Below are 14,886 nucleotides of genomic sequence, written 5' to 3'. Positions count from 1 at the left end.
GATAAACAGTATTTTTAGGCACAGGGCGCTAAAAACACTGTATCATAACCGTACACCTGATGTAACAGAAGCGTACGGCGTACAGTAGTTGAATTTGTATAATGTATTGATAAACAATAAATTAATTTGTGGCATGGGATTGTATTAGCCTATACCAAAATATATATAATTACGTGGACAGAAAAATTGAGAAAAAGACATGGAACAGCAAACGGATCATGATCGTTTGCGGTACGGTTGCTATAGCTGTATTAATATTCTTCGCTGTGCGTTCGGGCATGGGTAAAAGTAAACTGAATGTTGATTTAGAGCGCATTACCATTAGCGAGGTACACAAAGGCCCGTTCCAGGTTACCATCCCCGAAAATGGTATTGTATTGCCCATCACCACCATTTATGTTGATGCTGCCGAAGGTGGCCGTGTAGAAAAGAAATTTGTTGAAGACGGTGCCATGATGAAAAAGGGCGAGCCAATATTAAAACTATCAAACACCGATCTGGAACTTACCCTGGCCAACCAGGAAACCTCGGTATTTGCCGAATTGACCCAAATGCAGATCTCGCATACCAACGCTTTGCAGGGCACCATTGGTAAATTAAACCAAATGGCCGATGTAGACAACGCGTTTAAAGAAGCCGAAAGGATCTATAAATTAGATAAGCATTTGTTTGAGCAAAAAGCCATAGGCGCACAGGAGTTTAGAAAAGCGGAGAACGATTATAATTATCAGTTACACCGTCAAAAACTTACCCGCCAGATACTACAGCAGGATACCGCTTTAAGCAAGCAGCAGGATCAGCAGGCCAAAGAGCAATACGCGCACATGAAAAGTACTTTAGAACTGATGCGTAAAAAGGTGCAGGGGCTTACCATTGTAGCCCCGGTTGATGGTCAGTTGACATCACTGGATGCCGAGATCGGTCAGAACAAGGCTAAAGGTGCTAATCTTGGGCAGATAGACGTAATTACCGGCTATAAGGTACGTGTGGATATCGACGAGCATTATATATCGCAGGTTTACGCAGGCACGCCGGGCACTTTTGCTTTGGGTGATAAAACCTATAAGCTGGTGGTAAAAAAGGTGTATACCCAGGTTACAAATAATAAATTCCAGGTTGATATGCAATTTGTTGGCAAGGTACCTGACGGCATACGCCGCGGACAAACCTTACAGGTTACCCTGGCGCTGAGCGATGAAACACAGGCCGTATTAGTTCCGCGCGGTGGTTTTTATAACCAAACAGGTGGTAACTGGATATTTAAGGTAAGTGCCGATGGTAAAACAGCCTATCGCGCCGATATTCAGCTAAGCCGTATGAACCCTGATTATTACGAGGTATTGCAAGGCTTGAAGCCGGGTGATAAAGTAATTACCAGTAGTTATGAAACCTATGGGGATATACAGGAGTTGGTGTTGAAATAGGAAAAAAAGGTAAAAGCTGAAAGGCGAAAGCAGAAAGCATCCTAAAGCCCCTCTCCACTGGAGAGGGGTTGGGGTGAGGCTAAAAACGATAAGAATTCAAACAATCACAATAAAAAACTAAATAAGCCGAAAAGGCTTTGGGAGGCCAAATGATAAAAATTACAAATCTTGAAAAATTCTACCGCACCGAGGAAGTAGAGACCATCGCATTGAACCACTTATCGATGGAAGTTAAAAAGGGTGAATTTGTGGCCATCATGGGCCCATCGGGTTGCGGTAAATCAACTTTACTGAACATTTTGGGTTTGCTTGACGACCCGGATGGCGGCAGCTACATGTTTAATGATATTGAGGTGGCCGGCTTTAACGAGCGCAAGCGGGCCGACCTGCGCAAGCATAACATCGGCTTCGTATTCCAAAGCTTTAACCTGATCGACGAGCTGACTGTATTTGAAAATGTAGAACTTCCGTTGATCTATACCGGTGTACCGGCCGCCGAACGCGTGAAAAGGGTAGAGGAAGTACTGGATAAAATGCAGATCATGCATCGCCGCAACCACTATCCGCAGCAATTATCGGGTGGTCAGCAACAGCGTGTGGCTATTGCCCGCGCGGTGGTTAACAAACCTAAACTGATACTGGCAGATGAGCCTACCGGTAACCTGGACAGCAGCAACGGTAACGATGTAATGGAACTACTAACCGACCTGAACGAACAGGGCACAACCATCGTAATGGTAACCCACTCTGAACATGATGCCCGCTACAGCCACCGCATTATCCGCCTGTTAGACGGGCAGACCGTGGTGGAGAACATCATGATATAATATACAGCCGAACTATATAATATATATCAGTTAATTAATGTGCCATCAGCGGCTCTCTTCCCCGAGGAAGAGAGCCAAATGTTGGATAAACGGCCATACCTATGCTTAAAAATTACATCAAAACCGCGTTTCGCAGCCTGCTTAAAAACCGGACTTACAGCTTCCTGAATATTTTTGGCCTGGCCATAGGCATTGCCTGCGCGGCATTCATTTTTTTATGGGTAGAGGACGAGTTGAACTACGATTCGGTAAACGTAAAGATGGACAGGATCTATATTGCTAAAGAGAATCAGCAATATGTAGATCATATCTTCACGCATTCATCAACCCCCGGCTTATTTGGGCCTGCCGTTAAAGCTGAAGTCCCGGGCGTGGCCAATACCTGCCGTACTTCGGAAGAACAGGTGTTCCTGTTCGGGCAGGGAAGTAAAGGCGTTTACGCATCGGGCATCTACGCCGAGCCATCATTGTTCAGTATGTTTACCATGCCTTTTGTGGAAGGTAACGCGGCTACAGCTTTATCACAGGTGCACTCGCTGGTAATTACGCAGGCCGCCGCTAAAAAATTCTTCGGTAATGAGGCTAACGTGTTGGGCAAAACTATCCGTGTAGATAATAAACAGGATTATGTGATAGGTGGTGTGATCAAAGATTTCCCGGCCAATACATCGGTAGGATTTGAATGGGTAATGCCGTTCCAGGTGTTTTTTGATCAATCGCCATGGCTGAAAAGCTGGGGAAACAACTCCCTGCATACTTATATAGAGTTAAAACCTGGTGTTAGCGAGGAAACGGTAAACAAGCAACTTTATAGTTTTATTGATAAAAAATTACCCGGCAATATCAGCCACGTCTTCCTTTTCGGGATGAAGGACTGGCGCCTGCGCAATGTGTTTATGAATGGCAAGCAAACCGGCGAGGGCCGGATCCAAAACGTCCGCTTGTTCAGTATCATCGCCTGGATCATCCTGTTTATTGCCTGCATCAACTTCATGAACCTGGCCACTGCCCGCAGCGAAAAGCGCGCCCGTGAAGTTGGCGTACGCAAAGTATTAGGCGCCGGTAAAAAAATGCTGATCGGCCAGTTTATTGGCGAGGCATTGTTTATGGCTTTGTTGTCGGCAGTCATCGCCGCTATTATAGTAGCGCTTTTGCTACCGCAGTTTAATTTATTGGTACAAAAGCAATTAGTTATTGGTTTGGATAAGCCGGTGCATTTGCTGGGCCTGTTATCCATCGCCCTTATTTGTGGTTTAGTGACCGGGAGTTATCCGTCGCTGTACCTGTCATCGTTTAACCCGGTATCGGTATTAAAGGGTATTAAACTGAAGGATAGCGGCGCGGCATTTATCCGTAAGGGATTGGTGGTTACACAGTTTACGGTTTCTATTGTACTGATCATCTGTACCATTGTTGTTTATCAGCAGATCCAGCATATCAAAAGCCGCAATTTTGGCTTCGACCGTAACAACCTTATTGTGATGGACGCGCAGGGCGAGATTGTAAAAAGCTTTACACAAATAAAGCAGGACCTGCTCAGTACCGGTTATGTTGACGATGCGGCAATGACCAACCATTCTACCTTGTACGATGGCAACAATACGGCCGGTTACACCTGGGAGGGTAAGGAAACCAAAGCCGATGTGCTGATTTCGCGCCGTTATATTTCTACCGAATACCTGCATACGCTGGGCATGAAGATAGCCGAGGGCCATAATCTGACTAACCTGGATACCGCCAATAATTCGGATGTAATGATCACCCGTTCGCTGGAAAAAATGATGGGCAAGGGCAGCGCCATCGGTAAGATCATCAGGCACGAGGGTAACGGTACTGCAAACAGGGTTGTAGGCGTGGTTGAAGATTATGTATATGGTAATATGTATGGCAAATCAGACCCGGTGGTGTTCTTAGGATTACCTTTAGAACGTGCCAATTACCTGTATATCCGCTATAAACCGGGCAGCGATGTAGAAAAAGTGGTGGCATCCATCCAAACCATTATGAAAAAGGATAACCCGGCCTTTCCGTTCGATTATCGTTTTGTTGATGATGAATTTAACCGCCTGTTCAGCGGCGAAACGCTGATCAGCAAACTGTCGCGCGTGTTTGCATCACTGGCTATCATTATATCTTGTTTGGGCTTATTTGGCCTGGCCGCTTACACTGCCGAACGCCGCACCAAGGAGATCGGCATCCGCAAAGTATTGGGCGCAAGCGTATCCGGGCTGGCAACCCTTTTATCAAAGGATTTTCTGCAACTGGTATTCTTATCCTGCGTGCTGGCATTCCCGCTGGCGTATTGGGTAATGAATAAATGGCTGGTGCAATTCCGCTACCGCACCGAGATCCATTTATCGGTATTTGTAATTGCCGGCTTAACTGCCGTATTTATAGCGTTGGTTACTATCAGCTTCCAATCGATAAAAGCAGCTGTGGCCAACCCGGTTAAGAGTTTAAGGAGTGAGTAATGCACCTCTCCCGGCCTCCCCAAAAGGGAGGTGTTGGAATATGGGGCATATATAATTATCAATTTTAATTTCTCCCCTTTGGGAGGTTAGGAGGGGTCAATGATCAAAAACTATTTAAAGGTTGCCTGGCGTAATATCCTCAGCAACAAGTTTTATTCATCCATCAATATCATCGGTTTAACTACCGGGTTGATAGTGGGTATCCTGATCCTGCTTTGGGTACAGGATGAATTGAGTTTCGATAAATTCAATAAAAATGCCGATAATCTGTACAGAATGAGCGCCCTGATGAACACGGGCGATACTAAACAGATATGGCGTGGGGTGCAGGGGCCTATTGCTCCGTTTGCTTTAAAGGAAGTGCCCGGCATTAAGAACGCCGCCCGTGTGGTGCAAAATTATTATTCGACCTTTAAGTATAGCGATAAGGTTTTAAAAGGCGGCAAGAACGGCACCTGGTATGCCGATCCGCCCCTTTTTAAAATGTTCGACATCGTGATGCTGAAGGGAGATGGCAATAAACCTTTCGCCAACGATAATTCGGTGATCATTACCCAAAGCATGGCCGAAAAGTTTTTCGGCAGCGATGACCCAATGGGTAAAGTGATCAATTGCGATAACAAGGATAACTATGTGGTGAATGGCGTAGTGAAGGATATGCCCGGCAATTCGAGCCTGCAGTTTGATATGCTTTTCTCGATAGAAGTTCGCAAAAAGCAATATTCAAAAACCGACTACTGGCCATCGATGGATGCAGATTGGGGTAACTATTATGCCACTACCTACCTGCAATTGCAACCCGGTACATCGGCCGAAGTAGTTGGGGACAAACTAACCCAAATCCACATCAAACACCAGGAGGGCACCACATTAAAAGATGGGCATTACCTGGTACAGCCCTTAACAAAAGTACACCTGTATGCTGCCGATGGCGCTGATGCGGGCATCCAAACTGTTCGCGTATTCCTTATTGTGGCAGTGCTGATATTGGTGATCGCCTGTATCAATTATATCAATCTTTCAACGGCAAGGGCTATGCTGCGCTCAAAAGAGGTTAGCGTACGTAAGATCATCGGTGCAGCCCGCTTACAGCTGTTTATGCAGTTTATTGTTGAAACGGCGTTGTTTTTTACCATTGCTTTGGCTATCGCGTTTATCGCTATCAAGGTGCTAATGCCATCGTACAATAACCTGGCCGGCAAGCAGATCCAGTTTAGTATGTTTGATGCAGGTGTTTGGGAGGTAATAGCCATAACGGTGATCGCCACGCTGGCTGCTGCTAGTATTTACCCGGCATTATTACTGTCATCATTTAAACCTATCAATGCCTTAAAGGGTAAGCTTTCTATGGGTATTGGCAACGCCGCGTTCCGCAAGGCGCTGGTGGTTTGCCAGTTTGTGTTCTCGGTTGGATTGATCATCTCTACGCTCATTATCAACAAGCAACTTAGTTATATACACGAGCACGATCTGGGTTATGATCGCACGCATGTATTCTCGTTCAACATGCGCGATATGCACAAAAATTATAACGGTGTTCGCTCCGAATTACTGAATAGCCCGGGCATACATGGCATCACCGGCGCTAATGATTATATCTTGAACATGGGTAATACCACCGGCGATACCCAGTGGGACGGCAAAGACAAGGACCGCCAGTTCCTGATCCACCCGTTGAATGTGGACGGACGTTTCTTCAGCTTCTTTAAATTAAAAATGGCTGCTGGTGAGAGCTTCCGGGGCGAAGGTGCCGATTCGGCGCATTACATTCTTAACGAAACTGCCATTCGTGAGGCTGGTATAAAAGATCCGATAGGTAAACATTTTTCGCTGCACGATAAACAGGGTACTATAATCGGCGTGGTAAAGGATTTCCACTTTGCATCGTTTAAGGAAAGAATAGAGCCAATGATATTTGCTTATCGCGAAGCGCCCTACCTGATGTTTGTAAAAACTACAGGAGCGGAAGCTGGCAAGGCCCTTGCATCGGTAAAGGCCGAATGGAAGAAGTACAATCCCGATTTTCCGTTCGAGTATGATTTTATGGATGATATCTTCGATAGCATGTACAAGTCCGATCAGCGTTCGGCATCGCTGTTCAGCATATTTACCACCGTGGCTATTCTGATATCATGCCTGGGCTTATTCGGCCTGGCTACGTATACGGCGCAGGTAAAAGCTAAAGAGATAGGTATACGCAAGGTTTTGGGCGCAAGCGTAACCAATATTACGGCTATGCTATCAAAGGATTTCCTGCTATTGGTTATCATATCCATTGTAGTAGCAGTGCCGCTGGCCTGGTATGCAATGACCAAATACCTGCAAGATTTTGTATACAAAGTTGAAATGCAATGGTGGATGTTCGCACTTTCGGGTTTAGCGGCGGTACTGATCGCGTTCGTAACCATTAGCTTTCAATCTATAAAAGCGGCTATTGCCAACCCGGTTAAGAGTTTAAGGAGTGAGTAAAAATAGTCCGGAAGTCGGGAAGACCAAAAGTCCGGACGAATAAATATAAAAACTTACATCTTTCGGACTTCCCGACTTATGCGGACTTCCGGACTAAAGCGAAGCGAAATGATAAAAAACTACATCAAAATTGCCTGGCGTAATTTGCTGAAAAGCAAGTACTATTCGGTGGTGAACATCGCAGGGCTAACCCTTGGCTTAGCCATTGGTATGCTGATATTGTTATGGGTGCAGGATGAGGTTAGCTTTAACAAATTTCACAGTAAGGCAAACACTATCTACAGGGTAAACTCGTTTTTAGGCACCGGCCAAAGCCGTAGGATCTGGAATACTACTCAGGGCTCAATCGCACCGTATGCCTTGAAAGAAGTACCTGGGATTAGAGCCGCGGTGCGCATTACATCCAACAGCGGTAATATCTATAATTATAAGGATAAGCAACTTAAAGAAGATAATGCGGCTTATACCGATCCGTCGTTTTTTAAGATGTTTGACTTTAAACTGCTGGCGGGCGACCGGAACGATCCCTTCCCTAACGATCAGTCGGTTATTATTACCCAAAGCACCGCGCGTAAATATTTTGGCGATGAAGACCCAATGGGTAAGGTGTTGCAGGAAAATCATAAGGACAACTATACCGTGAGTGGTGTAATTGCCGATTTCCCGGATAACTCCAGCATTAACTACAATATGTTGTTCTCTATGAATATCTGCGCCAAATGGTATACCGGTAAGGATTTCTGGAAGTCGCTGGATACCGATTGGGGGAATTTTGGTTACACTACTTATCTTGATATACAGCCCGGCACCAATTTAAAGCAGGTAGGCGAGAAGCTGCTGCTGATACAAATGAAGAACGCGCCGCATATTAAGGTGAACGTAAAGGAGAATGCTTATCAACTACAAAATATATCAAACATCCACTTGTACGCTGCTGATGGCAGTTCGACAGGGATGCAAACTGTTCGGATATTTTTAATGGTCGGCATTATTACGCTGTTAATTGCCTGTATCAACTATGTCAACCTGTCAACTGCGCGGTCTATGCTCCGCGCAAAGGAGGTAAGCATCCGCAAGATCGTCGGCGCGCAGAAGCAGCAATTGTTTATACAGTTTATTGTCGAATCGGTGGTATTCTTTTGCCTGTCTTTAGTTTTTGCCTTTTTGCTGATGGCAATATTGTTGCCATACTATAATTTAATATCGGGCAAGCACCTGCACTTAGATTTGATGGACCTGCGGCTATGGAAGGTGGTAGGCATCACCTTTGTCGGAACACTTATTGTTTCGTCAATCTACCCGTCTTTACTGCTGTCATCGTTCGAGCCATTGAAGGCGTTAAAAGGCAAGTTATCCTTGGGTATAGTAAATGCTTCGTTTCGTAAAGTGTTGGTGGTTACGCAGTTCACCTTTTCGGTGTTGCTGATCATTATAACGCTTGTTATCGGTAGGCAGTTGAAGTATATCAGGGAAAAGGATCCGGGTTATGACCGTTCGCAGGTGTTCTCGTTCAGGGTAGGGCAAATGCGTAGCCATTTAGATGCCGTGATGGCCGAACTAAGGAGCCAGCCGGGTATTATAGCGGTCAGTACATCAGATAACCGGTTGGTGAACAACGGCCATACCACCGGCGGGGTTGATTGGGATGGTAAGGATGTAAACACCATGTTTGTGATCCATCATTTTGGCATGGACGAAAAGTTTATCCCGATGATGAAGATGAAAATGCTTGCCGGGCATAATTTTACGGGCACCAAAGCCGATTCTACCCATTTCATCCTGAATGAAACCGCGGTAGCAATGACCGGCATTAAAAACCCCATCGGCAAGCGTTTTAAATACCAGGAAACGGAGGGGACGATCATTGGCGTGGTGAAGGATTTTAACGCCGCTTCGTTTAAAGAACGCATTGAACCTGCGGTTATTTATTACGAACCTGCCGGCAACTCGCTATATGTAAAAACCACCGGCAAAAATGCGGCTACTGCTATAGCAGTAGCCGGCCGCCAATGGGATAAATATAATCCAGGCTTCCCTTTCGAGTATACTTTTATGGATGAGGAGTATGATAACCTATACCGTACCGATCAGCGGAGTGGCCTGTTGTTCAATATTTTTTCGGTGATCGCTATCGTAATTTCATGCCTCGGCCTGTTTGGTTTGGCTACCTATACCGCGCAATTGATGACCAAGGAGATCGGCATCCGTAAAGTGCTGGGTGCAAGTGTAAGCGGCATCATCAGCCTGGTCTCAAGGGACTTTTTAAAGCTGGTGTTGTTCGCCATTGTACTGGCATCACCAATAGCCTGGTGGGCGGTGAATAAGTGGCTGCAAAGCTTTGTATATAAGGTTGATGTGAACGTATGGGTGTTTGTGCTGGCCGGCATCATTGCCATCGGCATAGCGTTGATCACCATCAGCTTCCAAACCATAAAAGCAGCCGTGGCTAACCCGGTAAAGAGTTTAAGGAATGAGTAAAAATAGTCCGGAAGTCGGGAAGACCGAAAGTCCGGAAGAATAAATATAAAAACTTACATCTTTCGGACTTTCCGACTTATGCGGACTTCCGGACTAAAGCGAAGCGAAATGATTAAAAACTACATCAAAATTGCCTGGCGCAACCTGAAGCGCAACAAGGCTTATGCAAGCATCAGCGTAATTGGCCTGGCCCTTGGCATGGCCTGCGGGATATTGATATTCACGCTGGTTACCTACCATTTAAGTTTCGATAATTTTCATCACAGCCCCGACCGTATCTATCGTTTTGTGACCGAATGGCACGACGAACAGGTGGATAAATCGAGCGCGGTACCGGTGCCGGTTGCAAAGGCATTCCGCTCCAATTTTACGCTGGGCGAAAAGGTGGGGCGTACGGTTAGTTACGAACGGACGCTAATCACCTTTAACGATGGTAAGGAAGTGAAAAAGTTCCGAGAGGAAAATGGCGTGGCCTTTACCGAGCCGCAATACTTTGATATTCTTAACTTCCCGCTGATAAAAGGTGATAAGAATACCGTTTTGAAGCAGCCGGGACAAGCCATCATCACCCAAAAACTGGCCGAAAAATACTTTGGTAAAGAGGATGCTATGGGCAAGGTGATCAGGCTGGATAACCAGGTTAGTTTTACCATTACCGGCATACTGAAGAATTTGCCTATCAATACCGACCGCAAACAAGAGATCTACCTTTCGTATGCCGATTTTAAAACCTATACAGGTGGCGGCCTTGAAGATAACTGGGGCGGCGTGTACAGCGGCAGCGAAGCATTTATTTTGTTAAAAACAGGGGTAAGCAAGGCACAGGCCGAAGCAGCGCTGGCCCAGCTAAGAAATAAGAATTTTAAAGGTCGCGATCAAAAAGTATGGCAATTTAAATTGCAGCCACTTAATGATATCCACTTTAATGCGGAGCTGGATGGTTATGCTGATAAAAAATACCTTTGGGCGCTGTTCTTTATTGGTTTATTCCTGATCATTACCGCTTGTGTAAACTTTGTTAACCTGGCTACGGCTCAGGCATTAAACCGGTCGAAGGAGGTGGGCATTCGTAAGGTAATGGGGAGTTTGCCACGTCATTTATTCTGGCAGTTTATTGCCGAAACCGCTATCATTACTTTTGTTGCTGTAGTTTTAGCGGGGGTATTAGCTGAATTGACACTGCCGCTGCTCAATGGGCTATTCCATTCCGAAATGCAGTTTCATTGGATGGAGCTGAGTTTGTTTATTACGGTTACAGCGGTGATTGTGGTCTTCCTATCAGGATCGTACCCCGGCTTAGTCCTGGCCCGCTTCCAGCCAATATTGGCTTTGAAAAGTAAGTTATCGCAAAAGGATATCGGTGGTTTCTCTTTGCGCCGGGTATTGGTTGTTACGCAGTTTGCCATATCACAGATCATGATCATCGGATCTATCATCGTGATATCGCAACTGCGCTATTCGCAAAATACCGACCTGGGCTTTAATAAAAACGCAATTGTGATGTTCCCGATGCCTAAAAATGATAAGGCTACCGTTAGCAGCATGAAGGCGCAGCTCGGCGAAATTCCGGGTATTGAAAACGTATCATTCTGCTACGCGCCGCCCGCATCAGGGTCAAACAGTACCACCGGCGTTAATTATGATAACCGCCCCGAGCCAGAGCATTGGGGCATTAATATGAAGTTTGCCGATGCCAATTACCTTTCCACCTTTAATATCAAACTGGTTGCCGGTCGTAACTTGTTCGCATCGGATACCACCCGCGAGTTTTTAGTGAATGAGACATTTTGCCGCAAACTGGGCTTAAAACCACAGGATGTAATAGGTAAAAACCTGGCAGTGAATGGCAAAACATCGCACGGGCCGATAGTAGGTGTAGTAAAGGATTTCTACAATTATTCGTTCCATACGGAAATAGCGCCGATATGCATTATGCCCGCGGTTAAAAATTATTCAAACTGCGCGGTAAAGATCAATATGCGTACTGCCAAAACAACACTGGCATCCATACAAAAAACCTGGAGCAGTACTTTCCCCGAAGAGTTATACTCTTACAACTTCCTGAGCGACAGTATAGCCAAGTTTTACGATCAGGACAATATTTTGCTCAGCCTGGTGGAGGCGTTCGCGGCAATTGCCATCATTATTGGTTGTTTAGGTTTATACGGCCTGGTATCGTTTATGGCTGTGCGTAAAACCAAAGAAATTGGTGTGCGCAAGGTGCTGGGCGCTAATTTAATAAGTGTATTATGGTTGTTTGGTAAAGAGTTTACCCGTTTGCTGCTGATCGCCTTTGTAATAGCCGCGCCCATAGCCTGGTACGTAATGCATAATTATTTGCAGGATTTCCATTATCGCATCCATATCGGCCCGGGCATATTCCTGATATCCATTGCCTCAACATTTGCTATAGCGGCAATAACAGTAGGATACAGGGCCATGTTGTCAGCCACTACCAACCCTGTTAAGAGTTTGCGTAGCGAGTAATTACTGTATCATAACCGAACGGTTGCTGTACATAAGCGTACAGGTTTATTATTATAAATAGATATAATGTGTTGAAATATAGATAGTTAATTGTTTGGTATTATTCTGTAGTAATTTGATGTAACCAAAATATTTGTAATACAGTCTTATAAACATATCGGCATGATACGGAACTACATCAAAATAGCCTGGCGAAATTTAACGCGTAATAAGGTAAGCAGCATGATCAATATCAGCGGCCTGGCCATCGGTTTGGCCAGCGTGATACTGATAGGCCTGTACATTAAGGATGAGTTTAGCTACGATCGCTTTTTTAAAGATACCGACCGCATTTATCGCGTTAATCTTGATGTAAAGGTGGGTAATGACCAGGCGGTGGCCGGCCATACGCCGCCGCCTGCCGGCGCCGCGTTAACAAAAACGTTTCCGGAGATTGAAAGCTATACCCGTATTTTTAGGCCTGGCGACGAGGTAATTCACTTCACCATAAAAGGCCAAAAGAACTCGCTTACCGAAAAAAAGCTGCTATCGGTAGACAGCAACTTCCTGCAATTTTTTGATTATAAATTATTGGCCGGCAATGCCGCTACTTGTTTACAAGATCCCAACGCCTTAGTACTTACGCAAAAGGCCGCAAAAAAATACTTTGGTGATGCCGACCCAATGGGCAAAACATTGGTTTTTGATGAATACAAACAGCCATTTAAAATTACCGGCGTTTTGCAGGATATTCCTACGCAATCGTCTTTGCAATTTGATGTGTTGCAATCTAACGTTGGTATGCCGCCAATCAAAAGATTTTCATGGAGTTGGGTGTGGCTGCAGATGGGTACCTACGTTAAACTAAAGGCAGGCGTCCCTCACGAAATAGCCGATATTAAACGCCTCGAAGCTAAATTTCCGGCTATGATGCAGGAGCAGGCCGCGAGCGCGTTTATCCGTGTAGGCCAGCCTTTGGATGAAATGAAGAAGAAGGGCAACCATTGGGATCTGCACCTGCAGCCTTTAAAGGATGTTCACCTGTATTCGGGCAATATTTTTACGCGCTACTTCGAGCAGGGCGATATCAAGAATGTATACATATTTTCGGCAGTGGCTGTGTTTATCATGCTGTTGGCCTGTGTTAACTTCATGAATTTGTCTACCGCGCAATCGGGTAAGCGGGGCAAGGAGGTTGGTATCCGTAAGGTGCTTGGTTCGCCGCGCGGGCAACTCATCAGCCAATTTTTTGCAGAAGCACTGGTTTATACCGCATTTGCCGCCGTGCTTGCACTGGGCATCGTGATCATGGCTTTACCGGCATTCAATCAGCTATCAGGTAAAGCGCTTGATCTGAGCGTTTTCTATAACTTATCTACCTGGGCAAGCCTGCTTTTGGTAATTGCCATAACAGGTTTACTGGCAGGTAGTTATCCCGCATTTTTCCTCACGTCGTTCAATCCTGTCCAGGTGCTTAAGGGAAGCGGGTTGTTTAAAACAACGGGTGGTAACTTCCTGGCACGCAACTCGCTGGTGGTGTTCCAATTTATGGTTTCTACGTTCCTAATCATCTGCACCATTGTAGTTTATAAGCAATTAATGTACAGCCACACGCTGGATATCGGGCTCGACAGGCAGAATGTTGTGATCATCAACAACGCCGACCGCTTAGGCCAAAGTGAAGAGAGCATGCGCCAGGAAATTTTAAAGATGCCGGGTATTGTGAACGCTACCATAACTACCGGGATCCCATCGGGTGGTTCGTTTGGTGATTTTTATACACCGGAAATCGATCCCGGAAACATTAAACGAAGTGAAAATACACTTCCATTGTCATCATACCTGGTTGACGAGTCTTTTATGCCAACATTGGGTATGAGGATAGTTGACGGGAGGGCATTCTCTAAAAATTACGCCGATTCAGCATCAGTAGTTTTAAACGAAGCTGCGGTTAAACAAACAGGGTGGAAGAACGCCATCGGTAAAACTTTGGTGTATCCCGGCAATGCTAACCAGAAATTCACGGTGGTAGGCGTAGTGAAGGATTTTAATACCGAGTCCCTGCATGCTGAGGTAACCCCGTTCGCCTTGTTCTACACTACATCAAAAACGTATCGCATCCGTTCGTCTTATATCCTAATCAAGGTAAAGCCCGATAATTATTCGGCAACTTTAAATCAACTGCAAAGCAAATGGAAAAGCTTTTTGCCGGATACTCCATTTGAATACAGCTTCCTTGATGCCGAATTTGATGCCCTTTACCGCGCCGACCAAACTATGGGCAAGGTATTTAGCGTATTTACCTTTTTATCGTTAACAGTTGCCTGCTTAGGTCTGTTAGGGCTGGCCATTTATACAGCAGAACGTCGTACCAAAGAGATCGGCATCCGGAAGGTATTGGGCGCGTCGGTACAAAACGTAGTACAAATGCTGTCGAAAGATTTTTTGAAGCTGGTCATCATCGCATCGGTTATCGCGTTCCCGCTGGCCTGGTATGCTATGAATATGTGGCTGCAGGATTTTGCCTACCGTACCGCGATCAGCTGGTGGGTATTCGCATTGGCTGGCGGGTTGACGGTAGTGATAGCCCTGCTGACAGTAAGTTTCCAATCGGTAAAAGCCGCTGTGGCTAACCCGGTTAAAAGTTTAAGGAGTGAGTAAAATCCCTCCCGGCCTCCCCGAAGGGGAGGATCTGGAATATGAGGGTATATATAATTATCAATTTTAATTCCTCCCCTTTGGGGAGGTTAG

General features: G+C 45.5%; 7 protein-coding genes. All 7 read left to right on the top strand.

Annotation, left to right across the window (positions count from 1 at the left end):
• Positions 1-173 precede the first annotated feature (173 nt).
• Positions 174-1,424, top strand: a complete 1,251-nt coding sequence (locus tag HQ865_RS10105) for an efflux RND transporter periplasmic adaptor subunit (RefSeq protein WP_173414786.1) — start codon at positions 174-176, stop codon at positions 1,422-1,424.
• A 149-nt stretch (positions 1,425-1,573) separates the two neighbouring features.
• Positions 1,574-2,251 carry an ABC transporter ATP-binding protein gene (locus HQ865_RS10100; protein WP_173414785.1) on the top strand — a complete coding sequence of 226 codons (678 nt, stop codon included), beginning with the start codon at positions 1,574-1,576 and terminating at the stop codon, positions 2,249-2,251.
• A 101-nt stretch (positions 2,252-2,352) separates the two neighbouring features.
• Positions 2,353-4,722, top strand: a complete 2,370-nt coding sequence (locus HQ865_RS10095) for an ABC transporter permease (RefSeq protein WP_173414784.1) — start codon at positions 2,353-2,355, stop codon at positions 4,720-4,722.
• A gap of 99 nt (positions 4,723-4,821) precedes the next feature.
• A complete protein-coding gene (locus HQ865_RS10090) occupies positions 4,822-7,191 on the top strand; it encodes an ABC transporter permease (RefSeq protein WP_173414783.1) in 2,370 nt (789 codons plus the stop codon).
• Positions 7,192-7,299: 108 nt separating this feature from the next.
• Positions 7,300-9,669 (top strand): ABC transporter permease, encoded by a 2,370-nt coding sequence (locus tag HQ865_RS10085; protein ID WP_173414782.1) that lies wholly within the window; start codon positions 7,300-7,302, stop codon positions 9,667-9,669.
• A gap of 108 nt (positions 9,670-9,777) precedes the next feature.
• The gene (locus tag HQ865_RS10080) at positions 9,778-12,156 is read left to right on the top strand and encodes an ABC transporter permease (RefSeq protein ID WP_173414781.1); all 2,379 of its coding nucleotides are present in this window, start codon (positions 9,778-9,780) and stop codon (positions 12,154-12,156) included.
• A 162-nt stretch (positions 12,157-12,318) separates the two neighbouring features.
• The gene (locus tag HQ865_RS10075; RefSeq protein WP_173414780.1) at positions 12,319-14,796 is read left to right on the top strand and encodes an ABC transporter permease; all 2,478 of its coding nucleotides are present in this window, start codon (positions 12,319-12,321) and stop codon (positions 14,794-14,796) included.
• Positions 14,797-14,886 lie beyond the last annotated feature (90 nt).

This window comes from Mucilaginibacter mali, from assembly GCF_013283875.1.
GTDB lineage: Bacteria > Bacteroidota > Bacteroidia > Sphingobacteriales > Sphingobacteriaceae > Mucilaginibacter > Mucilaginibacter mali.
This window is presented reverse-complemented; position numbering and strand designations above follow the sequence as displayed.

Coding starts and splice junctions, on each gene's coding strand:
- HQ865_RS10085 (WP_173414782.1), top strand. CDS start 7,300: ATGATAAAAAACTACATCAAAATTGCCTGGCGTAATTTGCTGAAAAGC.
- HQ865_RS10095 (WP_173414784.1), top strand. CDS start 2,353: ATGCTTAAAAATTACATCAAAACCGCGTTTCGCAGCCTGCTTAAAAAC.
- HQ865_RS10080 (WP_173414781.1), top strand. CDS start 9,778: ATGATTAAAAACTACATCAAAATTGCCTGGCGCAACCTGAAGCGCAAC.
- HQ865_RS10100 (WP_173414785.1), top strand. CDS start 1,574: ATGATAAAAATTACAAATCTTGAAAAATTCTACCGCACCGAGGAAGTA.
- HQ865_RS10075 (WP_173414780.1), top strand. CDS start 12,319: ATGATACGGAACTACATCAAAATAGCCTGGCGAAATTTAACGCGTAAT.
- HQ865_RS10090 (WP_173414783.1), top strand. CDS start 4,822: ATGATCAAAAACTATTTAAAGGTTGCCTGGCGTAATATCCTCAGCAAC.